General features: G+C 42.6%; 17 protein-coding genes and 1 pseudogene. 9 read left to right on the forward strand and 9 right to left on the reverse strand.

The window, feature by feature from the left end; all coding sequences use genetic code 11:
* The 5 genes from Q4546_RS12475 to hemC form a co-directional block, all read right to left on the reverse strand.
* Positions 1 to 3,510 (reverse strand): retention module-containing protein (locus Q4546_RS12475; protein WP_303446361.1); only part of this gene is annotated, 3,510 nt, incomplete at its 3' end.
* A 430-nt stretch (positions 3,511 to 3,940) separates the two neighbouring features.
* Positions 3,941 to 5,113: a heme biosynthesis HemY N-terminal domain-containing protein gene (locus tag Q4546_RS12480; RefSeq protein WP_102440239.1), complete on the reverse strand. Its 1,173-nt coding sequence runs from the start codon at positions 5,111 to 5,113 to the stop codon at positions 3,941 to 3,943.
* The gene (locus Q4546_RS12485; protein WP_157936125.1) at positions 5,110 to 6,315 is read right to left on the reverse strand and encodes a uroporphyrinogen-III C-methyltransferase; all 1,206 of its coding nucleotides are present in this window, start codon (positions 6,313 to 6,315) and stop codon (positions 5,110 to 5,112) included. The genes Q4546_RS12480 and Q4546_RS12485 overlap by 4 nt, the downstream gene beginning before the upstream one ends.
* Positions 6,316 to 6,448: 133 nt before the next feature.
* Complete coding sequence (locus Q4546_RS12490) at positions 6,449 to 7,165, reverse strand: uroporphyrinogen-III synthase (protein WP_102440237.1); 717 nt, start codon at positions 7,163 to 7,165, stop codon at positions 6,449 to 6,451.
* A 5-nt stretch (positions 7,166 to 7,170) separates the two neighbouring features.
* Positions 7,171 to 8,100: a hydroxymethylbilane synthase gene (hemC, locus tag Q4546_RS12495; protein ID WP_102440236.1), complete on the reverse strand. Its 930-nt coding sequence runs from the start codon at positions 8,098 to 8,100 to the stop codon at positions 7,171 to 7,173.
* A gap of 256 nt (positions 8,101 to 8,356) precedes the next feature.
* On the opposite strand from hemC, the gene Q4546_RS12500 reads away from it, so the two are divergent.
* Entirely contained in the window at positions 8,357 to 10,786 is a 2,430-nt protein-coding gene (locus tag Q4546_RS12500) for a class I adenylate cyclase (RefSeq protein WP_102519924.1), read from the forward strand.
* 67 nt (positions 10,787 to 10,853) lie between these two features.
* On the opposite strand, the gene cyaY is transcribed toward Q4546_RS12500, so the two are convergent.
* Entirely contained in the window at positions 10,854 to 11,183 is a 330-nt protein-coding gene (gene cyaY / locus Q4546_RS12505; protein ID WP_076539407.1) for an iron donor protein CyaY, read from the reverse strand.
* Between the two features lie 81 nt (positions 11,184 to 11,264).
* Here cyaY and Q4546_RS12510 point away from each other — a divergent pair, with 81 nt between their 5' ends.
* From Q4546_RS12510 to Q4546_RS12535, 6 genes are all read left to right on the forward strand, one after another.
* Positions 11,265 to 11,453, forward strand: coding sequence for a lipoprotein (locus Q4546_RS12510; RefSeq protein ID WP_241901024.1), 189 nt, complete (start codon positions 11,265 to 11,267; stop codon positions 11,451 to 11,453).
* Positions 11,454 to 11,506: 53 nt separating this feature from the next.
* The gene (gene lysA, locus Q4546_RS12515) at positions 11,507 to 12,751 is read left to right on the forward strand and encodes a diaminopimelate decarboxylase (RefSeq protein WP_102476048.1); all 1,245 of its coding nucleotides are present in this window, start codon (positions 11,507 to 11,509) and stop codon (positions 12,749 to 12,751) included.
* A 45-nt stretch (positions 12,752 to 12,796) separates the two neighbouring features.
* Entirely contained in the window at positions 12,797 to 13,624 is an 828-nt protein-coding gene (dapF, locus tag Q4546_RS12520) for a diaminopimelate epimerase (RefSeq protein ID WP_102440233.1), read from the forward strand.
* A gap of 74 nt (positions 13,625 to 13,698) precedes the next feature.
* The gene (locus Q4546_RS12525; protein WP_102440240.1) at positions 13,699 to 14,331 is read left to right on the forward strand and encodes a DUF484 family protein; all 633 of its coding nucleotides are present in this window, start codon (positions 13,699 to 13,701) and stop codon (positions 14,329 to 14,331) included.
* A gap of 69 nt (positions 14,332 to 14,400) precedes the next feature.
* Positions 14,401 to 15,321, forward strand: coding sequence for a tyrosine recombinase XerC (xerC, locus tag Q4546_RS12530; RefSeq protein WP_102476047.1), 921 nt, complete (start codon positions 14,401 to 14,403; stop codon positions 15,319 to 15,321).
* The gene (locus Q4546_RS12535) at positions 15,321 to 16,034 is read left to right on the forward strand and encodes an HAD-IA family hydrolase (protein WP_303446362.1); all 714 of its coding nucleotides are present in this window, start codon (positions 15,321 to 15,323) and stop codon (positions 16,032 to 16,034) included. The genes xerC and Q4546_RS12535 overlap by 1 nt, the downstream gene beginning before the upstream one ends.
* Before the next feature lie 223 nt (positions 16,035 to 16,257).
* Here the strand turns inward: Q4546_RS12535 and Q4546_RS12540 are convergent.
* Positions 16,258 to 16,749 (reverse strand): annotated as a pseudogene (locus Q4546_RS12540) (hemerythrin domain-containing protein); the annotation flags it as partial.
* Positions 16,750 to 16,897: 148 nt separating this feature from the next.
* The gene (locus Q4546_RS12545) at positions 16,898 to 18,058 is read right to left on the reverse strand and encodes a kelch repeat-containing protein (protein ID WP_102476040.1); all 1,161 of its coding nucleotides are present in this window, start codon (positions 18,056 to 18,058) and stop codon (positions 16,898 to 16,900) included.
* A gap of 321 nt (positions 18,059 to 18,379) precedes the next feature.
* On the opposite strand from Q4546_RS12545, the gene Q4546_RS12550 reads away from it, so the two are divergent.
* Complete coding sequence (locus Q4546_RS12550) at positions 18,380 to 19,033, forward strand: peptidase (protein WP_102440228.1); 654 nt, start codon at positions 18,380 to 18,382, stop codon at positions 19,031 to 19,033.
* A complete protein-coding gene (locus Q4546_RS12555; protein WP_102440227.1) occupies positions 19,030 to 19,827 on the forward strand; it encodes a PepSY domain-containing protein in 798 nt (265 codons plus the stop codon). The genes Q4546_RS12550 and Q4546_RS12555 overlap by 4 nt, the downstream gene beginning before the upstream one ends.
* Positions 19,828 to 19,948: 121 nt before the next feature.
* Here the strand turns inward: Q4546_RS12555 and Q4546_RS12560 are convergent, their stop codons facing one another.
* Entirely contained in the window at positions 19,949 to 24,925 is a 4,977-nt protein-coding gene (locus tag Q4546_RS12560) for a S8 family serine peptidase (RefSeq protein ID WP_303446363.1), read from the reverse strand.
* Positions 24,926 to 25,350 lie beyond the last annotated feature (425 nt).

The following is a 25,350-nucleotide window of genomic DNA, read 5'->3' on the forward strand; positions in this document are numbered from 1 at the left end:
ATCGCCGTCGTTATCGAGAACATTACCTTCAGCGACGGTATCTTCAGCAACAGTATTGCTGTCATTTTCAAGTACCGCAGCATCATCAACAGGGGTGACTTCGAGGGTTAATGTTGCCGTATCACCAGTATTGGTGGTGTAAGTAATAACTGGAACTTGGCCATTCCAGTTAGCTTCAGGGGTGAAGGTGTAAGCTCCATCTTCATTGATGACGAGGGTTCCGCCTTCAACGGTAACTTCTGTACCAGCAGTATAAGTGACACCATCAACTTCAAAACTCACCACGGTTAAGTCGTTATCGATATCGCCGTCGTTATCGAGAACATTACCTTCAGCGACGGTATCTTCAGCAACAGTATTGCTGTCATTTTCAAGTACCGTATTATCATCAACAGGCGTCACTTCAAGGGTTAATGTCGCTGTATCGCCCGTATTGGTGGTGTAAGTGATCACCGGTACGTTACCGTTCCAGTTTTCATTTGGAGTAAAGGTATAGGTGCCGTTTTCATTTAGGACTAAGCTGCCGTCTTCGACAGACACGGTATCGCCTGCATCATGAATGGTGGCATCGCCTGCCACAGTGAAGGTGGCCACGGTTAAGGTGTTATCCACATCAGCATCATTATCCAGTACGTTACCGGTGGCGGGTGTGTCTTCGGCGACCGTGTTGGTGTCGTTCACTAATACCGATGCATCATCAACCGGGGTGACTTCAATGGTTAAGGTCGCTGTTGATCCCGTGTTGGTGGTGTAGGTGATCACCGGTACGTTACCGTTCCAGTTTTCATTTGGGGTAAACGAATAACTGCCATCAGCATCTATAACTAACACGCCATCATCTAATGTTACTGACGTACCAGTTGAGTATGTTTCGCCATTAACTTCGAAACGAATAACAGTGAGTGTGTCATCGGTATCGGAATCATTAGCTAATACATTACCCTCTGCTACAGTATCTTCAGCAACAGTAATGCTGTCGTTTACAGCAATTGTAGGGATATCATAATCTTCGTTAGCTGTTGCTGTTCCCTTTGCCCCATCAGCGCCGTATCCATATACAATGCCATCAATTACAGTGTCGGGATCGTTTAATAAGTCAGTCGCATCGACATCTACTGAGAATGTACCATCAGATTGCATAATCGCTTGGTATTCTTGACCATTAATGGTCAACATAATGATACCGGTAGTGATAGAAGCATCAGCGGTCACGGTACCTGTAATTGTAATCGTGCCAGTCGCTTCATCTGGCGTCAGTATGTTATCGCCAGTGACGGGATCAATATCTAAAGTAATGTTTGTATTATCAGGAAGATCATTATCATAAATACGTAACGTAGCCTGAGTATCACCTAGTACAGCATTGGTTGGATTAGATAAGTTTATTAGCGCAAATTCAGGGCTACCTTCTACGATTAAATCATCTGTAATAGGGACGCTAATATAAGCTGTAGTTTCACCAGGGAGGAAAGTCACAGTGCCACTTACATTAGTGAAATCTTCACCGAATAAAGCGGTTAGCTCTTCTGAGCTATAATCAAGGGTAATGGTTTCTGTGCTTGGTTCACTTAACGTCAGCGTGAATAATGCAAACTCCATTCCTTCTACAACAACGGCGTAGTCAATATCGACAACAGGTAAGTCTGAACCGTTACCGTCGTTATCAAAAATGGCAAATTCTAGTTCTTCATCATAAACATTTTCACCAGTAACAATGGCATTGAAATATTCAGTTGGTTCAATAATGGCATCATCAAAAATAGGCACGCGAATTAGGATGCTATTGTTACCTGCTTCAAGGTTGAAGCTAAATATAGGTCTAGCAAGATCACCACTTGAATCAATCCCTCCTACAGTCATGGTCTGCCACGTTAGGCCACCATCATTCGAGTATTCAAGAGGAACTAAATAATCATCAGCATATTCGGCAATTGGGTAACCGAGTTGCTCACTGAGTAATTCACTGGTGAAAGTGATGAACAGTTCTTGATCGGTTTCAAATGTGAGTTCACTATTTAAAGTGAATTGATTAAAACCAACATCTTCAAAAACATCTGGAATATTAGCAGATAGATGTGATTTATATTGATCTTGGGTCGCTGAAGTGACGTCTCTGAAGACGGTCCAATCTTCTACACGGTAATCAATACTTAGGCCTTCAAGATCGTATTGGGTAATACCTTCATTTAAGATAATGACAAAATTGCCATCACCTAAATCTTGTAAAGTCCCAATGTCCTCAAAAGCTGCGCTGAGTCTAACATTGCTAACCAATAAGTTTTGGTCGATAACCTGTTGGCCTACAGCACCTTCTAGTAAATCGTTGGCTGAGAAAGTAATTTGACCATCTAATTCATTATAGTTGTAGGTAATTAACCCACCGGGTACGTCAAGGATATCTACGGTACGTTCGTCATGTTCATCAGGGGTTCTATCGCCTGCAATATCATCAATGGTATCTGCAACATGCTCCATTGCAATGGTTTCGAAGACATTCTGACCATCTTCTTGTCTTTCGGTATCGCGGGTAAAAATAATGCCTAACTCAGCAAGTACTTGAGATATCATCTCTTTACCTGCAGTGGCAATATTTAAAGGTTGGCCTGTGGTGGGATCAATATAATTGGCTAATGCCTCGTGAACAGATAATAAAATATTGATATTAGTGCTGTAGCTGTCATCATTATTGATCAGGCTATTGGTATTTAAAATACCGTCATCAATGCCGTCGGATAAATCGTTATCCAAGGCTTGAAGGAAAATAGCCATGTTCTCAACATAATCCATGTTGGTATCAGACAGCAAAGTGCCAGCAATATCTTGCAGGAATAAAATATCCCCTTGAATGACATCGGCACTAAAAGTAGCAATAGTGACACCGCCGACCATAAAGGTAATGGTGTCGCCAGGGAGGTAAGCAAATGATCCCGGTGAACCCAAATCACCGGTAAAACCTGATAATCCAGAAGAGGTGGTAAAGGATACGCCATTGACAAAATTATCGGTAAACTGAGCTACATTAAAGTTGTTATTTAGCGCATCAACGCCATCATCACCTAATGAAAGACTCGCGGTTAAAATATCTGGTGCATCAAAAGAGGTATCAAAGCCTGCTGTAGCAATAGTTTCCGAGCCTTCACGAGCTAATGAAGCGAAATCACTACCACCTTGATTTGTTGCTGTCTCACCTGCTGCGGTTTCAGGTAGTTCAGCGGTTGGATCTTCACCGGATTCAATTAATGCCTGTAGGGCTTCAATCTCAGTGAGCTCATCTGTGGTCATATCTATGATAGTTTCGGCCGATAAGTTTTCAGCTATGTTGTCACCATTGAGAATAGTGCCATCATCAAAGGTCACCACAAACGCAATGCCATCGGCTACTTGGAGTTCTGCCCCTGCAGGAATAGTATCTCCTGGAAGAATGTTTTTTGTTTCATTGTTCAACGTGAGAGTAATCTCTCCATTAGTTGAATTTAAAACACCATTTTTTGTCGTTACAACAGAACTCATGACCTTAGCTCCAATAACCCGCATTTAACCTGATATTCATAGTGTTAGCATAACTATGCATATCGAGGTATTTGCTGTTATAAGTTTGAAAGTTAAATTAACCGCAAGTTAACAATTTTAGCAGTAGCCTTACTATAGGTCAATTTTTTGACCATCTAGTTCTTCGTAATAAACTAATGAATTTAAGAGGGAAATAGAAAAGTCTTGTAAATCAGTACAACTAAGTGATTACAGGCAAATGTTAAATTTTTAATACATTAGCATTAGGTGATGTTGGTAGGCTATTCATGAGATATTTGTTGCTAGATTAGCTTGTTTCACGTAGAAAAAAGCGATAAAAAAACCTGCCAAATGGCAGGCTTTAGTGTCTAACTGATTATAGAAAGCGATTAATTCATTATGAAATTATTGCTTAATATTTGCACAAGTTTTACTCGCTAGCATTAGCCGCTTTTCGATAACTTTGTAGTGCAGCGGTATTTTCACCGAGTTGCTCTTGCACTTGTGCTAATGCCAACCAATGCTGTCGTAATGGTGATACGTCACATACTTTTGTCCAGTGCTCTTTTGCGACTTTAGTATCACGTTTTTGCATGGCTAACTTGGCTAAACACACTTGATATCCAGCATCATGCTCATGGGTTTGCTGGTAACGTTGCAGTAGTTTTCTTATTTCATCATCGTCAGCATCTAGTATGTGGGGCAAGGCCGATAAAATGCTGTTACTGGGTTCGACTTTCAAACTCTTAGAAAGCAGCTTTAAGGCATCTTTTTTACGTTCATACTGGCATAAGCCGCGAGCATAAATGGCGATGAGAGTCGGTTGACTGCGCTCTGTTTTACTAAGCCAGTGCCAACACTTCTCAAGATCTTGTTCGTTAGATTCAGTTGCAGCAGTCAATAGGGCAATATTAGTTTGTTGCTCTATATTATTAAATATCTCATCAGTAACGATTTGACGTTTTTTAATAGCAGGTAAAAGTAACTTTAATGCTTGCCAGTCACCCTGTAACTGATATAAATCCAAGGCTAATTTTAGCACTGGGGTTTTACTTTTACTGGTTGGATTGAGTAATTGTAGCTCTATTCTCGCCTCAGCTAATTGACCCTGTTGGATAAGGTAGCGAGTTTTTGAGGTTCTGGCTGCGGTTTGTGCTAGCGGATCTTCTGCCGCTTGAGCTAAATATTGATCACGGGCTTGGCTATTGTGTTGATGATGAGCAGCGCGGGCGGCGGCAAATAAATTCAAAGCCGGCAGTTCGCCTTTTGCTGCGCCTTTAGACATGGCTTTTTCAGCACTAGGCCAGTCTTCTTCTGCCAGTGCTAAGGCCCCTTGTAAGGTATGTTTTTTAGCGGCTTGTTTGCGCCAGCGATCAGGTAAATAGCGGCTATGAATAATGATATTCAGTAGGAAAATAATCAGCCATTCAACTATCTGTAGCGCTGCATAAAATAAAATTAACCCCAGTAAACCAAAGACTAAACTGGTTTCTATTTGATAATCGCCCGCCGCAATATAAATATAGCCTGTGTTGCCGATGATAAATGGGCTGATACAAAAACCGATTAAAATGATAATCACATATGCAAGAGTTTTAATCATGACTGTGGTTCCTCTGCTGGAACCAACTCACCGTAAGTAATGAGCTGCTGAAGTAATCGGGTAGACTCAAATTTTTGCTGGTTTATTTCTTCAATGGTGACCGTCATTAGTGCATCTAAAGCCCGCAGCGCTTCTTGGGTTTTATCTTCGTCTAAATCAAAGTATTGCTGGATCCACGTTCGCGCAAAGCCAACCGATTGGCGATAATTAACTTGATCATGTTGATACAGGGCTAACTGAGCTTGGAGTAATTTATTGCGGATATTTTCAACCAGATACCATTGCTGATCTGGGGCTAGTAGCGGCTCAAGATCTGTAGTGCGCTTACGAATAGTGATAAAACCATCCGTTACTGAATGCCAAGTCTTGGCTAAATTACTTTGCCAGTCATCTACTGAATCTGAGATGGCATTTTGCTCCGCCAAGTCTTCTGCTGCTTGGGCTTTAGCGCGATTCAATGGCAAGGTATCTAACTGATTAAGTATGCCATCAATAGCGTAAATGGTGCCTGCCACATCAGTGGTTTTGATGGAATTAGTTCGGGCGAGATCATTGGCAAGTGCGCGGCGTATCGGCAATAAGGTGGGATCTTTCATTGCTTCAATACGCTCATCAGCAGATGTTAATAAACTTGCTGCTGTTTTAGGGTCGTTTTCAAGAGCCAGTTTTCTAGCTGCCATACGGACTAAGTATTCAGCTTCAGATGCCATCCAGTTATTTGGATTACGCTGAGCCAGTGTAGCGACCCGTTGCTGTAATTGCTGTTGTGATTTAGCTAACTGCGCTTGTTGCTGATAAGCCTGTGAATTTTGCTGTTGCTGGGCTTCTAATACTGCAATGCGTTTATTGGGTTCTACCAGCGCTTGCGTGACTTGACTACCTATTACGCTGGTTTGTTGGTTTTGAGTTTGCAGCTGCTGTTTTTGCTCTTGCAGTTCCATCCATAGCAGATAGCTTAGGCCTATTCCGCCAATGGCAATGATCAGGCAAATAAGAATACTGAAACGCACCCACCATGAACTTTTACTACGGTGTTTTTTTTCTGGGCTAGCCTCAGAGTTTGTGGCTTGCTTTTGTGTGGTTGATGAGGGATTTTCTGACTCAGGTTCGCTCACTTTATCTGCTTCGATAACAGGAGTTGATTCAATCACATCATTGTCTGAATGAGCTTGTTGATTAGGATCTTGTTTGTTGTGTTCCATGAGCTGTCCTTGAGTACCTAGTTTGATCATCCACAGTGCGACCAAATCATTAATGCGAGCAAAAACACGATAAGGCAAAGTTACAGTTTGGCAGGATTAAACATTATCGCAAATACAAATGACTAACTAATGATTAAACAGATAATGCAGCTAAAACAGCTTGAGTATTCGCGCCACTTGCATTGGTGACGTGAGTTAACCCGACTATTTTTGCTCTTTGCTCCACTCGATTACTGGGGACTATGATATGACATGATTGCAACCATGCAAATAACTCTTTTGGAACAAGTTTAATTAGATTCTCTAGCACATCGCCACTGGTGACGATTATGGTATCAATGCCGAATTGCTGCCACTGACTGCAAACCAAGGCTGAATCTAGCTTTGGCAGACTGCGTTGGTAGACTTCCCAGTAGCAAACATTGGCCTGTCTGAGAGTCAGTTGCTCAGCGATAGTTTCGCGGCCGCCAATACCTCTTACGATAACAATGTGTTGATTTTTAATATCGCTTAATGATGTCAGTGATAATAAGCCTTCACTGTCCTGGCTGTCTTCAGGGGCAATTTCAGGAGTGATGTTATATTGCGACAGGGCATCAGCGGTGGCTTGGCCAACGGCGTAATAGCGACAATCTGGAAATTTATCATTAAGGCTAATGGCTGCAAACTTTACCGCATTAGTGCTAATAAAAATTAAGCTGTCAGCTTGGGTGAGGGTGTTGGGGTTAATCCGGTTGTGAGTAGGTACCACAGCTAATAAAGGAGTGACCATGAAGTCGACTCCTTTCGCTTTAAGCTTATCTGCCATAGCTTGATTGCGCCCCTCAGGGCGCGACAGTAAGACTTTCATCTCGATTACTGGTTGTAAACAGCGTCTAGAATGGTTTTAGCACCGCGGCTAAGTAAATCTTCAGCCAGTTGCTCACCTAATGCAACCGCATCAGTTTTTAAACCAGTCACATTACCTTCAATGATTTGGCTGCCATCAGGGTTACCCACTAGGCCACGAAGATGTAAGCTATCGCCATCAATTTCAGCATAAGCACCGATTGGTACCTGACAGCCACCTTCTAAGCGCATATTCATCGCTCTTTCGGCAAAAACACGGTAACGAGTTTCTAAATGCTCAAGTGGCGCAAGCAATGCTTTAACGCGTTCGTCATTCATGCGGCACTCAATGCCGACAGCGCCTTGGCCATTTGCAGGTAGTGAGTCTTCAGCTGAAATAAAGCTGGCAATACGCTCATCAAGTTTTAGGCGGATAAGACCTGCAGCAGCAAGGATAATCGCATCGTAATCGCCGCTATCTAATTTAGCTAAGCGAGTACCGACATTGCCACGTAAGTCTTTAATGACGAGATCTGGGCGAGCCGCACGGATTTGACATTGACGACGAAGACTTGAAGTACCCACAACAGCGCCTTGTGGTAATTCTTCAATGGTTTTGTAAGTGTTTGATACGAATGCATCACGTGGATCTTCACGCTCACAAATCACTTGTAAACCTAGACCTTCAGGGAAGTCTACCGGTACATCTTTCATTGAATGCACCGCGATATCAGCGCGATTTTCAAGCATGGCAACTTCAAGTTCTTTAACAAAAAGACCTTTACCGCCAACTTTAGCCAGAGGCGTATCTAAAATAACGTCTCCTTTTGTGCTCATTGGTAATAGCTCTACGGTTAAATCTGAATGAATACGTTCAAGTTCTGCTTTTACGAATTCTGCTTGCCACATTGCAAGTGGGCTTTTACGTGTAGCGATACGAATAACATTTTGAGACATGCCAAAGAGTTCCATCAATAGACTTAATTGCAATAATGCTAACATTGCCAGAAAGCAGATGTAACAAATCGATAGCGATTGTTTGAACTATGCACGTAGTTTTTTGTGATGCAGATCTCATTTGCTGGTGTATTTAAATAAAAGTGCTAACATGATCACGTTTCTACTAATTTATTTAACGCTAATCAACATGGTTTTTAACTGCGCTGCAGTATGTTGATAATTAGTAACTTAGTGCTAGTAACAGGATGATACTTTGAATCAAAAGGTTTATCGCTCCATCGAGATAGCTAATCAACTCAATCTTGTTCGATATGAACGGGTTAAATCCTTATTGTCGCCAATTCAGCAACAGCTTTTCGATATCATTCCTTATTTGATCCATCATCATAATGTGCAACTGCCCGGCAGTAACTCCGCTTTAACGCCTTTTGGGATCAGCCAATTTGACATGACACCTGCTATGGAACAGGCGCGTCACAGTCTGCATTTACCCAGTTTAGATCTGCAAGCAGCCCAGCCCAGTGCGTTCGAAGGAGTGTATTCCATGGGCAGCACCGCAAGTTTTGGCCAAAACCCTAAAAGTGATGTTGATGTGTGGTTGGTTTACAAATCAAGCTTAAGTCATGCTGATTTAGCATTAGTTACTGAAAAAACAGACCAATTGACTCAGTGGTTTGCAAGTTTTGATTTTGAAGTGAATTTTTATCTGGTACACCCATTACAGTTTAGAGAATGCAGCGCATTTGATAATTGTTACAGCTCCCTTGGCGAAGAGCACAGTGGCAGCACCCAGCATTGGTTATTATTAGAAGAATTTTATCGCTCCCATATTCGTTTGTCTGGTAAAGCGGCGGGGTGGTGGCCGGGTGCTGACGCTGATAACGAAGTGTTGTTTTTAGGCGATGTGCAATCCATGCCGGCAACTGAATATTTTGGCGCCTCATTATGGCAACTCTATAAGGGGCTCAATAAACCCCATAAAGCCTTGCTTAAGGTATTGCTGCTGGAAACCTATGCCGCAGAGTACCCGCAAGCAAATTTTATTACCCAGCAGATTTGGCAACAGTGCCTGCAAGGGGATTTTACTGAATCCAATGATGCCTATTTAATTTTATATCAGCGTATTGAAGCATATCTACTCGGGCGACGGGACACGCGCCGCCTCGAAATTGTCCGCCGTTGTTTTTATCTTAAGTGTGGGGTCAATTTAACAAATCGCTGCGTGGCCAGAGATTGGCGCAGAGATAAAATGCAGCAATTGGTTGAGGACTGGGGTTGGCCCCATAGTTTGTTAGAAACACTGGATAACAGCCAGCACTGGCATTCAGGGCAACTGAAATGGTTTAACAAGCAGCTTAATGAATTGCTACTAATCAGTTATCGCACCTTATTGGACTTTGCCTCAAAACAAGCATTAAGCGATCGCTTTAGAGTGGAAGAGTTAGGGATCCTTGCCCGTAAACTTCATACTTATTTCAGTGACGATGAGCATCAATTATTACCTTTAAACAAGCTGTGGAGCAGCTCAATAATCGAGCCTCATTTAACCATTATCCATAGCCTTAAAGAGTCACGATTTTATTTATATCGCCAGCCGCATAATTCTGGGCAGCTATTGGGTGAGTCAGCCATTATTAAAGCCGACACACCCACAGCATTGATTGCGTGGGCGGTGATGAATGATATTTCTACTGCGGACACTCAGTGGCAAGAGTATGGCCGCAGTAAACACCGTAAAGCCCGCTTGACTCAATTGGCATTAAGCCTTAATCCGTTGATGACGGCGACAAGCAAAGTCTCCAAAGCTGAATTGTGTCAGCCATTTTTTTATAAAAAAATTATTGTTGTGGCCAATCTTGATAAAGACCCAACCATCAAGTGGCAAGGGCAAGAGATCATGATTGATTACATGAACTCCAATGTTTTTTCCTTAGGCAAAAAACAGCAAAATATGTTGTCTACCATTGATATCATTTGTCTCAATAGTTGGGGCGAGTGGCAGTGTCATCGTTTTAAAGGTCCATTGGGATTATTAGAGGCGCTGTCTTTTGTTGCTATAGGCTTAAAATGTAAACCTCAGCAAGTAGAAATTAATATTGTCGCCTGTGCCCAGCGGCTGAAAAAACAATTACATGATGCGCTGCAGGGGATTTTTTCTCAATGCGTCAAATACTGTTATGAGGCGCGCACTTTCTCAGGGTTAATGCATCCGTTACAGCTTGGCGGCCATCGTTATGGTTTATATTTTAATCCCATGGGTTTGGTGTATAACCTCTTGGGTGATGACGCGGTTAAAGCTGGGCCGATAAAAGTGCAGCGTTTTAAAAAGCCGCAGCTGAATGCGCCAGCTGCCATCATCAAAGCTGATCCCTACGGCGGTATCCCCAATGTGATTAAGTTGTATATTTCCAAAGGGGCAAAGCAATACTTTTTACGCCAGCGACCTGATGTTTTAGATGTGTTTATTATTGATGAAGCAAACGAGCTTAAACATCAATTATATGAAAATATGTCGATGCAGGAGTTGGTGGAAAAAGAAAGCCACAGTTTTGCATTTGAGCAGGGGGTATCATCACAGCATTATTTTAATATGCCGCAATTTTTTAAATTAGAAAGAATAAACGGTGAGTTAAACGTGGTGCCATTTGGGGTGATGATAAATGAATTGAGTTCAGACTTCTAAACCCAATTCAGTTTTGCTGACATTATCACTTTAGATATCGACAATTTGAGCTAGTACACCTGAGGGATTAAATCGCCAGCGAAATACCGCTTTGCTTTTTAATCGACTCAATCACAAACGGCATGAATATATTGTCATTACGCTCATCAAACCACTTTCCATCAACTAACGCAAAGTGATAACCACCAAAGCGAGTCGCAATCCAGAGCTCATGTAACGGCTCTTGTTTATTGATGACGATTTGCGAACCATCTTCAAACTCAAGCTGTAAAACATTACCACTGGCATTGATGTCTACATCGGCATCTTGCTCGTCAATAGCAGCTTCAATGGCATTTTCTATCTTGCTGAACATCTCATCTGCCAATTGATGAAACTCTGTATCTGTCATAGCCATGCATTTCAATCCTTGTGCTTTCTAGGTTATGAATGCGATTATAAGGCTATAACTCCCCAGATGCATAGAATGTTGAGAAAAATGAGACTGTTTTTATTCGTAATGCTTGCTAGCCTATCCATTATAGGCTGCGGACAAAAAGGCCCTTTATATAAAACTCCTGACGCAGAAACCAATCAGGAACAGCGAAAACCGCCAGAGTCTACCCTTGAGGAAAACCAAGTTAAACCTCAGACTCAGTCTCAACAATTGCCTCAAAAGCTAGGTTAAAGCCGCCTTTATCGCATAAAAGTATTACAGAATAATAAACAAGGAATCGCATAGTGGATCATTTTATTTATCAACAAGACAGCTTATTTGCTGAAGGCTGCTCAGTAGAGCAATTGGCTCGTGAGCATGGTACGCCGCTATATATTTATTCGCGCGCAACCTTAGAGCGCCATTGGCATGCCTTTGATAATGCCGTGGCAACGCACCCTCATTTAATTTGTTATGCCGTTAAAGCTAACTCTAACCTTGCGGTGCTGAACGTATTAGCACGTTTAGGCAGTGGCTTTGATATTGTTTCTGGCGGTGAATTAGCCCGGGTTATTACCGCTGGCGGCGACCCTAAAAAAGTGGTTTTTTCTGGGGTTGGTAAAACAACGGCGGAAATGGAACAAGCACTGAATATTGGTATTTATTGCTTTAATGTTGAATCAAGCGCTGAGCTTGAGCAACTTAATGAGGTAGCTGGCCGTTTAGGTAAAGTGGCCCCAATATCATTGCGAGTTAACCCAGATGTGGATGCCGGCACTCACCCGTATATTTCTACCGGGCTTAAAGAAAACAAATTTGGTATCGCCATGGATGAAGCTGAGCAAGTGTTCGCTCGCGCCCATAGTTTGCCTAATCTAGATGTTAAAGGGGTTGATTGTCATATTGGCTCACAGTTAACTGAAATGCGCCCGTTTTTAGATGCCATGGACCGAATGCTAGCGCTAATTGACCGCTTAGCAGTGCAGGGCATTGAAATTAAGCATTTCGATGTCGGTGGTGGCTTAGGGGTGACTTATGATGGTGAAACTCCGCCGCATCCTGATGTGTACGCCGCCGCCTTACTTGAGCGCTTGGGCGATCGACCACTAAAATTGATATTTGAACCCGGGCGCGCCATTGCAGCTAACGCCGGCATTTTTGTCACTCAAGTGTTGTCATTAAAAGAAAACAGCGATAAGCGCTTTGCTATTGTGGATGGCGCCATGAACGATCTCATTCGTCCGTCGTTGTATTCAGCTTGGCAAAACATTATCCCTGTTAACCAAACTGCGGCGCAAACCTTTGCTTATGATGTGGTCGGCCCAGTCTGTGAAACCGGTGACTTTTTAGGTAAAGACCGTCAGTTAAATGTGGCAGCAGGTGACTTTTTAGCTGTACGTTCAAGTGGGGCATATGGCTTTGTGATGGCATCTAACTATAACTCTCGTCCACGTGTGGCAGAGGTCATGGTCGATAAAGATCAAAATCAAGTGATCCGTGAGCGTGAAAAGATTGAACAATTGTGGCAAGGTGAACATATACTGCCGTAATAGTTTATCAATACGTTCATAATAGTTCGATAAAGGAAGACACTTTTGATCCAATTCACCAAGATGCATGGTCTAGGTAATGATTTTATGGTGGTTGATGGCGTAACACAGAATGTGTTTTTTTCGCCAGATCAAATTCGCCGATTAGCCGATCGTAACTTCGGGATCGGTTTTGATCAGCTGCTATTAGTCGAGCCGCCTTACGACCCAGATTTAGATTTTCATTACCGCATATTTAATGCAGATGGTAGTGAAGTTGAGCAGTGTGGCAATGGCGCCCGCTGCTTTGCGCGTTTTGTGCGTAACAAAGGGTTAGTCAATAAATACAAAATCCGCGTTAGCACCAGCTCAGGTAAAATGACCCTGCGCTTAGAGCGTGATGGCAGCGTTACCGTGAATATGGGCGTGCCTATCACAGAGCCCAGTAAAATCCCATTTCGGGCCAAACGCAGCGAAAAAACCTATTTATTAACAAGCCCCAAGCAAACGTTTCTTTGTGGTGCCATTTCTATGGGCAACCCCCATTGTGTATTAGATGTGGATGATGTTGCCACTGCAGAGGTGGAAGAAATTGGCGCTATGCTGACCCGTCATGAGCGTTTCCCTAAAGGGGTTAACGTTGGCTTTATGCAAGTGGTTAATCGTGGCCATATTAAGCTTAGAGTCTATGAGCGCGGCGCAGGTGAAACATTGGCTTGTGGTACCGGCGCTTGTGCTGCAGTGGCCATTGGGATTTTGCAAAATAAGTTAGATAACCAAGTTAAAGTTGACTTACCCGGTGGTAGTTTAAACATTAACTGGGAAGGTGAGGGCAAGCCGTTATGGATGACTGGACCTGCTGAACATGTATTTGATGGACAAATCCAGTTATGACCGATGTAATTAATACCAAAAAAATGCTCGCACAAAATGCCAAAGCAGCAGCTGATTTGGGCGCTGACTTAAGCATGCCGACATTATCGATGGAGGATTTAGCCATCGATGAGCACCTGATCCGCGAGTATTTGCTGCAAAATCCAGAGTTCTTTAATCGTTACCCTGAATTATTGCTGGCGATGCGTTTATCTCATCACGAACGCGGCGCAGTGTCATTGGTCGAGCGCAGGCAAGAAATGCTGCGCACCCGAGTTACCCAGCTTGAAGAAGAAATTACCTCATTAATGAAGATAGCCACCGAGAACGAGAAAATTTTTCGCTTTAATCGGCAGTTATCCTTAGACATTCTAAAGTGTGAAGATTTAGGCCAATTAAGACAGTTGGTGTCACAAAGCCTTAAGCAAGAGTTCGGCTTTACCCATGTAAGGCTGATAACCGTGCATGATATTGACAGCGAATTGGCTAAGATTTGGCGTCAGCGTATTCAGCAAGGTTATTATTTTGGCCGCTTAACCCAATCAGAGTCTAAGCGTTTATTTGGTGGCGAAGTCGGCTCAGTAGCATTGACCAAGCTGTCAGATGAAAATGGTCAGGTGATTTTTGGGGTTGCATCAGCTGATGCGGCGCATTTTCATCCGGATATGGATAATTTGTTTTTTGAACAAATACGCGATTTACTCGACCATATGCTGCCGAAATTTTAAATGTCACAACTTTTTTAAGCTTTAACATTACTGTTTTAGCTTTATCATGATCTGCTTGGAGGTAGTGTTATGAGTCAGCTAAGTTGGTTAGCCTCATTTGAACGCTACCTTATTTCAGAGCGACAATTATCCCCCTATAGTGTGCGCAACTATTTGTATGAAATTAATCGTGCCAGCAAAATAATATTTACTCACAATGAGTTAACCGAGAATGATGATTCATGGTTAGCGGTAAGCCGTGAGCAATTACAAGCCGTTCTCGCCAAACTTCACCGTCAAGGCTTAAGCCCGCGTTCTTTATCACTGTGTTTATCTTCCCTTAAGCAATTTTTTGAATTTTTAGTGCGTGAGCAAGTGATTGATGCCAATCCAGCTAAAAACCTCAATGCCCCCAAGCAAGCTAAGCCTTTACCAAAAAATATGGACCTAGATGCGGTTACGCATTTATTGGATATTGATGCTAGCGACCCCTTAAGTAAACGAGATAAAGCCATTATGGAGCTGTTTTATTCCAGCGGCTTACGTTTAGCAGAGCTTGCGAGTTTAAATATTCACGATATTGATTTTCAGCAACAGGAAGTCAAAGTCATGGGTAAAGGCAGTAAACAGCGGATTGTGCCTGTGGGTAAAATCGCTCTTAGCGCATTACAAACTTGGCTTGATTCGCGGGCTGAAATGCCATCAGCTGACGCGGGTGATGCGCTATTTATCAGCCAACAGGGAAAACGTTTATCACACCGTAGTATTCAACTGCGGATGAATAAATGGGGTCAGCAGCAAGCATTATCTGCAAAAGTTCACCCGCATAAATTGCGCCATTCCTTTGCAACGCATATGCTTGAATCAAGTGCTGATTTAAGAGCGGTGCAAGAATTGCTGGGTCATGCCAATCTGTCAACGACCCAAATCTACACCAGCCTTGATTTTCAGCACTTAGCGAAAGTGTATGATGGCGCTCACCCTAGAGCGAAAAAAGCCAAGGGGAAATAATGAAACAATACCTAAGACTGAAACCGTTTAAAGCCATTAGTTTTGATTTGGATGACACCTTGTACGACAACGTGTCGCACATTATTAAAGCGGAAGCTGAAATATCGCATTTTATGCAAGATAACTTTAAAGCGCCGTTAAATTGGGGGATCTCCCAGTGGCGCTTGTTGAAATCTCAGGTGATTGCAGAGCATCAAGAGTTGGCCCATGACACCACTGCCGCGCGCTATGAAGTGTTACGCCAAGGCTTACTGCTATGGGGCTACAGTGAAGCACAAGCTAGCCAAGGTGCCCAACAAGGGATGCAATGTTTTAGCTTTCATCGTAGCGATTTTAAGGTAACGGAGGAGGTATTGAGTTGCCTTGCCAACTTAGGAAAGCACTTTCCGTTAGTGGGTATTACTAATGGTAATGTGGATGCAACGCGCATTGGTCTTGATGACGTATTGCAATTTGTGCTGCATCCTGGACACGGGGTTAGGATGAAGCCCTACAGTGACTTATTTGATCTCAGTTGCCGCCATTTAGCCATCAAGCCCAGTGAGTTACTGCATATTGGCGATCATACAATCAGTGATGTGTTAGGTGCCAGAAAAGCGGGTTGTCAAAGTGTGTGGTTAAATCATCAAGCGAGTGACAACAGGCAAGCTAAATATATTTTACCCCATATTGAAATCCATCAATTAGATGATCTTACAAGCTTGTTTGGCTAATATTTTTAGCAATATCTATTTGTAAAAGAGTTTATTTTAACTCCCTTACTTTGAACTGTGTTTTTCAAATTATAAGTGCCTTAACGGGCATTTTTTGGCTGCTTTTGGCGAAAAATAGCCAAAAAAAATGGTTCTGCTGGGGAGCAAGAACCATTAAACATGATGAATGTTAAATTGGAGCGAAAACAATGATGAAACTGGGATAAAACAAATCTGGCTCTATTTACAGTGCTAATGCCGCTGGAAATAACAGGTTATTTTCAATATTAATATGGGTCTGTAAGTCTGCATCAAACTCAGCAAGTGTCTTGTAACACTTCTGCCAAGTACTACAAGCGCCTTCAGGAGCTTGATAGTTTTGGGTTAATTCTCGTAATTGTTGCAAGATGGTGCCAGCATGGTCATGCTCGTGTTCCATGGCATTGATTGGGTTACCAATATGGCCAAAACAACCATTTACTTCCAAGCCATCACCTAAGCGTCTCATGGCAGGAAACAAAATTTGTTCTTCTTTCATAAGATGTGGCATTAAGTCTGAAACCAAGGCTTGCACAAGGTTAGCTAAAGGCTGGATTTCTGCATGATCGCTAGCATGTGCTTGCACCATTCTTTGGGTGTATTCAACCAGTAAAGGCGCCGTTTCACGTACATATTGATGATGAGTCACTTCAATATAATCAATGAGTGATGCGAGGGGCAGTGCCTGTAATTGCTCAAAGCTTGAAGCTGTGGTCATGAATATTCCAAAGATGCATTTAATTTACATGTATTTTATATGCATCTTTAAATTGCTCAATACAAGCACCATAAAAGTGTTATCTAGATCACGTTTTATGGCGCAATATGTCTCTTTATGAGTACTGCTATTGAGTGCAAGCTTGATTGGTTTTTAGCGGTGAGCTCAACACAAGATTACTGACTTTTTGCTCGCTCACCATGCCGCCAATTCTTAGCAGCTTATCTTGATGACAAATGAGGCCGCGATGATCCATTGAGGGTGTTGCAAGCCTTATTGGGGTAAGCCAGCTGTTGCTAGCAAAGTCGAAGCTATATTGATATTGCTGTGGGGTACTGGGAGCGCCGTTATAACCGATACCACTATAATTGTATGGGTTGTCACTGCCACCAATAAAGATGGCGTAGCCTGCTTTGTTATTGTCTCTATCACTGTCTTTATTGCTATTTTTATTAGAGCCTACACCTGTTGCCGCCATTCTATAATGCGCAATAGCAGGCTTGTTCATGTCACTTTTTGCCGTCTTAGCAACAGAATAATGTGGCAGTAATTGCCAACTAATTCTTAAATGATTCTCTGGGTTCAGTTCACCATATAAACACACGGGTGATGATGCATAGCTGCGACGTTTACCTATATTAGCCTGAACTTTCACACCATCGCACAAGACAATTTTATTGTTAACCATGGCCACCGCTTGACCAAACACCGCCGGGGCAGGTATCGGACTTGCCTGAGACCAAGTATCGGTTTGAGTGTCATACACTTGCACTAAATTAACATTGCCGTCGTTGTGCCAACCACCAAATAAATATACATAGCGTTGTTGGTAAACACTGGCAGCCGTGTCATCAACAGCGACGGGCATGTCGGCAATACGTTGGTACTCATTAGCGCTGATGTCGAAACGGTAATTATCGACAGTGCTAATTTCTTCATGATTTTTAGCCACAGTGTAGCCACCAAAAACATAAGCTTGATCATCAACACCCACAGCGATTGAGGCTAATCTTCCAGCCAAAGGCGCGACAAAAGGAACATCTTTAATGGGCTGCCATTGGTTATTGGGACTCGATAAATCAAGCGCCCACGCTTTATTATGCACCGCGAGATAATCTTTTGCTTCAGCAAGCCCGGTAAAACTCAGTAAATACTGGGCATTATCTGTAGTGACTTTGGCGATGGCATTATTTGAAACTGACTCAGGCAAGGGCGCATAGGTTGCAAAAGCAATCGGTGCAGAAATGATTAATAAGATAGCCGAGTTGAGTTTTAAAGGCAGTTTCATGTAAATCCTTTTGTGGGTTAGCACTGTATTTATTAGTGTAGCGAGCAGTGTAATTATTCGTATGGTAAGCAGTATTTTTTCGGTATATGCAAGCATACTTTACACAAAATAAAGTATCGAGCGAAGCCTTGATAAGAAAGTATCACAATTAAATTTCTATGAAAATTAAGGTGTTTCAGGTAATTTAGACGCTTATTATTTAGTGAAAATTAACTCTATTCGCACCATAAATTAAAATAATAACAAGGGTAACGACAAATTTTGATTATCCATAAATCATATAGAAAAATATTCTCAGCCCACTTTCTCCATCGGTGGCTAATGCTGGTGCTGGCGATTCCCATCATCATATGGAGCGTGACCGGTAGCTACTTTGTGTTGATGGATATTGGCTTTATTCGCAGTGATCATGTGGTTAGCAAAGTAGAAGTTATTGACCCTTCTCAAGTGCAATACTCGGTAGGTAACGTCTATCAAAATTACCCTAAAGCCCAGCAAATATCCCTTAAAAGCGTGCTTAGTAAAGCGGTTTATCAAGTCAATTTAACAGATGATAAGCTGCTCATCGATGCGCAAACGGGTCAGGTACTTGAACGCTTTAATGAGCAACAGGCACGTCAAATCGCAGCTTTATATTTACCATCGGTTTCAGCGACCCAATTAAGCTCCATTAGCCTTATCGAACACAATGCACCAGCTGAGTTATCTGCAAGGCATCTACCTGTGTGGCGAGCTGAGTTTGATGATATTGGCATGACAACCCTCTATATATCCGCTAAAAGTGGCGATGTGGTAACCCGCCGACATGAATACTGGCGCTTGTTTGACTTGTTTTGGAAGTGGCACATCATGGATTATAACGACGGTGAAGCCATTGATAATCAGTTACTCTTTTATACTTCAATAAGCGCATTTATCGCTGTTTTTTCTGGCCTGGTGTTAGTGTGGCAACGCCGAAAGAGGTATGTGAAATGAGTGCTAAATCGAGCGTGAGAACAAGTAAAATACCAGGCAAGAAAGCCAAGCGGTTACAGCATTTGATCCGAGTCTGGCATTACTGGGTAGGCGCGTTAGTTAGCCTACAATTTTTGATTTGGCTAGGGACTGGTATTTACTTTAATATCACCCCACACGAGGCGCTAAAAGGCATGGCATATAGTCATCATGCTGCCCATGAAGACTATAATTTCAATGCTGCAGAACTAATAACGGCAAAGCAAGTACTGACAAACCATCCGAATCAACAGCAATTAGCACTCATATCATTGGACAGCAATCCCGTGTATTTACTGACTGAAACCGCAATGCGTTATAAACATGAGTGTCAGCAGCAAACCTTAGTGAATGCCTATAGCGGTGAAGTGATTCATATTGACCTATCGTTAGCAACCACGCTGGCCATCGACAGTTATAGGGGGCCTGGCAGCGTTATCAGTGCTAATAAACTTAAGCCGCCGATTAGCGAGTGGCCTAAAGAATGCAATCCCTTATGGCAAATCAACATGGATGATGATCTTGAGACACGAATATACATCAATGCCATTAATGGCCAGTTAATTGGCCACAAAAATAGCGACACTGAACTGGCAGATTTGATGTTCAAATTACATTTTATGGATTACTTACATCAAGGCAGTTTCAATAATCCTTTCAGTTGGTTTTTTGGCTTAATGGGCTTGTTTTTATCACTGTCAGGTTTGTATTGGGTGGGAGAGAACTTAGTGAATAAGCGTTATAAATTAACGCGGTTCTTAAAGGTTAAAAGCTGAGTTTAAGTGTAGTTATTTTCATGGTTTAATAAAATCAAACTAAAAAGAAGGCCCTCATCAGAGGGCCTTTCTCATAGGTATTGTTTGCTTAACATGCCTATATAATCGTGAAGCTTAATATTTAGTGAAGCTTACGGCGACGACCAGCGAATAAACCTAGTACACCTAATGCTAAGAAGCCTAAGCTACCACCGCTTGATTTTTTCTCTTCAACAACAGGAACTTCAGGTGCTGGCGCTACAGGCTCTACGCCATCAGAGTTAACCGTTAGCTTAAAGCTGGTGGTTGCTTGATCAGACGGGTAAGCCATATCATGCACAGTTACAGATACCATGGTTTCACCAAACCAGTCAGCATCAGGGGTAATCGTGATGCTATCACCTTCAACTTTAGCAGTGATGTTATCACCTGCCACCATAATGCCATTGACTGTGCCTTTAAGGTCAGCATAGACAACATTCATTGTAAGAGAGCTATTCTCTTCAATTACTTGGTCTGTAAAACCTGCAACTTGAATATTACTTGCTGATGAAACCGTATGGGATACCGTCACTAACTCTGAATCAGCGTATTGACTGCTAACCTTTACTGCATTATCCATTCCAACAGCTGCAGCTGATACACGGGCAGAGAAGCTAACCGTTAATGCTGAGCTTTCAGGGCCTTGATAATCAGCACAAACTAGCATGCCTTCAGCCACTTTTTCATCAACGTTATTGTAGGCAAAACCGTCATTGTACCAACCACCGACAGGCTGGTAGGTGCCACGCTCACCGTAATAACCATGTAGACCAATTGAACCAAAATGATCGTTAGCCGTTTGCAGCGCTTGATAACCAAACATGATTTCATGGGCACCAGGGGCAAAATCTAACTTAGTTGAGATAATGGTTTCAACATCAAAGTAAGCTGATGCATCTGGGTTACGGTTACCGGTAAAGCGGTTATCAATTTCTGCACCACCTTTCCACTGGAACACATAATAATCATCAACCACAGCACCATATACTAGGTTAGTGACTGCGCCGATATCTTCACGGAATGCCACTTCTGGCATAATCACATCACCACGCCACAATGGGGCAACCATAGTGTCAGGGAAGCTTTGGAACACATCATTAAACTCATAATGGTAATTATAGAAATCTGGCATTTCGTCAAATTTCACATAACCAAATGGTGAGATTTCAAGTAAGTCATGCAGCATGTCTTGCTCTGCACCGTATAAAGGTACGTGAGGTAAATCATTCGCTGACATTGGAATACTCAAATATTGGTTAGAGTAGCCAGTAATGCCTAAATCAGAGAAACCAAACTCACTTGGTACATCCACAAAGGTGTCACTCGCGCCCTGCATTTGCGCAGGAATACGACACGTCGCATCCTCTAGACTCGTGGTAAACACATAGTGACGTGGGGTATCTAATGACGAAGGTTGCACAGTATTAAAGGCAATGGTATTACCATCAATTGTCATGTCTTCAGTGTATTGTGGTAAGCCAGAAACCTGAACGCTGTCTTCAATTAACTGGAAGCCTGAAGCGAGTTCAGTACTTAAGGTTAACTGACGCTCACCACCTAACAAGTTAGGCGCTAGGCTGACTTCAAACTCAACAATATCACCGGCCTTGGCACTGGTATGGCTTGCTTCAATTTCGGTGTCGCTACCGTCATGAATAAGCTGTACTGGGATATAACCTAAGTTATCATCGTTATAGCTGTCGCTACCAATTCCCACATAACCATAATAAACATCGCCCTCTACAGCATCAGCTAAATCATAGTTTAACTGTACACGGTAAGGGTCCATGCCATTTGATGAATCTGGGCCAACGGCAGTCAGATTAGCGTCATCTTGATCACCGATGATAGCTAAAGCGAAGATCATATTATCAGCAAGGTTAGCTGCATCTTCATAATCATACTTATAGTTAGAGCCATAAGCCCAGTAAGTCCCTGGAGTTGGATTATTAATGGCGCAGTAATCGTTGTTATCAATACGAGAATAACAAATGGCTTCTTCATTCCACTGGATTTCACCGTCGTTATTGACATCCATACCGATATCGATTGATGCATAAGCATTATAGTCAGCTTTAACCACTTCCCACACAATACGCTTAGTGCCTTCTGGTACGTCAAAGAAGTTAACCACTTGGCCATCATCAATACGTGATTGCGCGGTATTGTCTAAGTCGCGCACATCACTGCGCTGCATTTGCACATCAAAAATTTCAGCTTTAACTAAGCCATTAACGCGGCTATTAAAGGTTTGAATTTCTTCAGTGGTGATTTCAGGGGTTAAAATATGCCCTTGTTGGCGGTGGATATTACCGACCACATTTTCAGGCATACTGGTACCACTGTAGCGAATGCTAACCGGTAAATGTTGCATTGGCATATCCGTGCTTGCAGGGGTAATAGTCACATCACCTAGTAAGCGTAGAGATGATGAATCTGCACCCGGTGCTTGAACTTCTAACACTGTTGCTGTGAGCATGATGGCTTGAGTTTCGCCTTTGCTAAGGCTAAATGTCTTAGGCGACACTTCAAGCGACAGCATATCTGCGCCATCCATTGCCAGCGACTCAGCATCCACAGTCCAACTGCCATCAGCTGTCGCGGTAAATGTCCGCATCATGGTACAAGTGCCACTGCAGCTTTCATTGTAAAAATATGGCACGTTTAGGGTGTTAACTGTGCCGCCATTTTTAGGGTTAGCCGCGCGGTAGTTATCACCGGTTTCATCCATGATTAAACCCGCTTTAAATGCGCGAGCAACGTTAATCACGCCACTACCTGCATCACTAAAGCCTGCTGGCTCTAAATCAACAAAGGGGTAAGTTTCAACCGTGCGAGTCACTTCAGCTAAATTCGCAGTCATCATTAATGCTGACTGAATTTGTGCTGGTGTCCAACTTGGTTGTGCTTGCTTTAATAATGCCATTGCACCTGCAACATGGGGCGCTGCCATTGAAGTACCACTAATGGTGTTGTAGTCACCAGGTACACCTACACCAGAAAACGGCATTTCATCAGCCCATGCCGCATAAATATCAACACCAGGAGCGGCAAGGTTTGGTGACATGACTTCAGGGTTATCAAAGTTATGTCCACGAGATGAGAAGTCAGCTAACGCATTAGGCACACGTTCAGTCGTCACCACATTTGAAGCCGTGATGGTTAACTGATGATCACTGCCTTTAGATAACCAGCTTGATAAACCAAACCAGTTAGTTGAAGCATCACCATAATAACCACTATAAGGCAAGTGAATACCGGGGATCACATAAGGGTCGTTATTAACCGACTCTGTAGAGCTGGCGTTACGTAAAATAAAACCACCTGCACCGCCTTCGGCTACGTTAATGGCTTTTTGTACACGAGCGATATCACCACGCTTACAAACTACAATTGGCGCAGTGTCATATGGAATGCCTTCAGGAGAGTTATCAAAAAAGCCTGCTGGGAAGGCTTCATTACATTTTTCATATTCCCAGCCGTAGGCTTTTGCTTCAACCACAGGGCCTGTATAACCTTCGGTAATCCCGCCGCCAACAAGTTCTGGTAGCTCTTGCTCGCCGCCAGTTGCGCCAGTAAGCATTTTACCTTCAACACTAAACTCACGTGTATGAGTGGTTGCTGCAACAGAGGTCACCCAAGGGGATAAGTGATCAATTGCGCCGCGGCGTACATTTGCTTCAGAAGGGTCAAAAGAGTTACCCGCTGAGGCTGATACCGAAATACCGGCTTCTCGTGCTGCTAAAAAGGCCATCTCCATTGGGTCTTCCCATGGGAATGCGCCATAAGCAGTACCAATTGAGTAGTTAATCACATCTACGCCATCGGCGACTGCATCTTCAATACCCGCAAGTAATGCAGAACCAGGGCAGCCGGTATAATTATTAAAGCTGCCGTCACCTGGGTGACACACTTGGTACATAATGACGTTAGCGTGCGGCGCGACACCTGAAATACGCGGTAACATTAAGTCCGTTGGTTTGCCGTCACTGGTTACGCCAACATCAGGCACCATATAGGTACTATCTAATATGATATTACCGGCAGCGGTAGAGGCGGTGTGTGAACCATGGCCGTTGTAATCTTCGCCATTTGCAGGTCTTAATGGACCTTCGATTTCCCACCAGCCTTTATCAGGTTGAAAACTTTCATCGCTATAAGTGTCGGTAATCACAGGGTAAGAGCGCACACCAATAAGCTTGTCATTACACATGCTGGCAAACTCTTCTAGCTCACAATCACCAATGTAGCCATCATATCGTGCTGGTAATTGATGTACGTAGCCATCATCGCCTTGTGCTGCAAACGATTCATGGTCGGTGTTAATCCCGGTATCGAGCACGCCTACAACAATACCTTTACCGGTAAACGCTTCACCAGTAACTTCACCGGTCCAAAACTTGTCAGCGCCGATATGCTGTGGACCCACATCAGTTTGTAATTGGTAGATGATTTCACGGGTCACACTGACAACACCAGATAAGCCGGCAACGCTTGCTGCTTGATCTTGAGTCATACGCATCGACATACCGTTAAAGGCAAGCTGATAGTTAGCGATAGTTTTAGTGTTACCTACCAAGCTGGTAATTTGCGAGCTTACGCTAGCTTGTTTTTCACTAAGGTAACTACGATATGATTGTACATCGGTACTATTGATATCAACTTTATCATGCAGCTGTGGGCTTAATGCCGCCGGGATTTTACTGGTTCGAGGAGTCGTAGCATTTAATCCAGCAACACCGCCTTGATATAATGAAACTGGCTTGTCAGATAACTGAATAATATAAGTTTGCTCACCTTCAACATCATCTTCATAAACAAAGGGAACTTTTTGATCAACACTTGAAATAGCACGATGAACATTACGTCCATTACTATTTCGAGTTTGTGTCACTACCTCTCCAGATAAACGATCTTTATTTTTATTGTCGTTATATTGCTTAATTGCATCGGTAATAACTATAGGCTTAATATTGGCCGAGTATGCACCATCAGCATTGGCGCTATCAGCACTCGCTCCGGCAGCACCCGCATAAATGGCCGCTAGGGTCATTATATGAACTTTGTTCAGTTTCATTGTCGTTTCTTCCGTTATTATTTGTGAATGCAAATTTTTTAACAAATTTGTCACATGAATATTTAACGTGTATTTGCGTTAGCGGCCAATGCATTTTATGAATCAACTGATAGTTTTTGTGAAAAACAATAAAGGCTAGCGATCAAATCATAAAATAAATAAGGTTAAAAACCAATGGTTTGACTTTTTTTAGATAAAAATATCAGCTATATAAGAGATTAAATGGAGTGAATTGAGTTTACTTGGCGCCTATGGTGATACAAAGTGAAACAGTCACTACAGGGTGATTGTTGTGATTATTAGGCTAATTGAACTATCGCCATTAGCTTTACTAATAAAATAATAACAATGGTACATTTTTACTGCTAAATAGCGTTAAGTATCTTTATAGCTAGAGATAATAATTTATTTAATAGTTGGCTTAA

The organism is Shewanella sp. 4_MG-2023 (genome assembly GCF_030548015.1).
GTDB lineage: Bacteria > Pseudomonadota > Gammaproteobacteria > Enterobacterales > Shewanellaceae > Shewanella.

Bases quoted from the DNA above. Each gene is read 5' to 3' on its own strand.
- Q4546_RS12510 (WP_241901024.1), top strand. From the start codon at position 11,265: ATGAGACTGTTTTTATTCGTAATGCTTGCTAGCCTATCCATTATAGGC.
- xerC (WP_102476047.1), top strand. From the start codon at position 14,401: ATGAGTCAGCTAAGTTGGTTAGCCTCATTTGAACGCTACCTTATTTCA.
- Q4546_RS12550 (WP_102440228.1), top strand. From the start codon at position 18,380: ATGCTGGTGCTGGCGATTCCCATCATCATATGGAGCGTGACCGGTAGC.
- Q4546_RS12485 (WP_157936125.1), bottom strand. From the start codon at position 6,315: ATGGAACACAACAAACAAGATCCTAATCAACAAGCTCATTCAGACAAT.
- hemC (WP_102440236.1), bottom strand. From the start codon at position 8,100: ATGTCTCAAAATGTTATTCGTATCGCTACACGTAAAAGCCCACTTGCA.
- cyaY (WP_076539407.1), bottom strand. From the start codon at position 11,183: ATGGCTATGACAGATACAGAGTTTCATCAATTGGCAGATGAGATGTTC.
- Q4546_RS12555 (WP_102440227.1), top strand. From the start codon at position 19,030: ATGAGTGCTAAATCGAGCGTGAGAACAAGTAAAATACCAGGCAAGAAA.
- Q4546_RS12560 (WP_303446363.1), bottom strand. From the start codon at position 24,925: ATGAAACTGAACAAAGTTCATATAATGACCCTAGCGGCCATTTATGCG.
- Q4546_RS12490 (WP_102440237.1), bottom strand. From the start codon at position 7,165: ATGAAAGTCTTACTGTCGCGCCCTGAGGGGCGCAATCAAGCTATGGCA.
- Q4546_RS12535 (WP_303446362.1), top strand. From the start codon at position 15,321: ATGAAACAATACCTAAGACTGAAACCGTTTAAAGCCATTAGTTTTGAT.
- Q4546_RS12525 (WP_102440240.1), top strand. From the start codon at position 13,699: ATGCCGACATTATCGATGGAGGATTTAGCCATCGATGAGCACCTGATC.
- Q4546_RS12545 (WP_102476040.1), bottom strand. From the start codon at position 18,058: ATGAAACTGCCTTTAAAACTCAACTCGGCTATCTTATTAATCATTTCT.
- Q4546_RS12480 (WP_102440239.1), bottom strand. From the start codon at position 5,113: ATGATTAAAACTCTTGCATATGTGATTATCATTTTAATCGGTTTTTGT.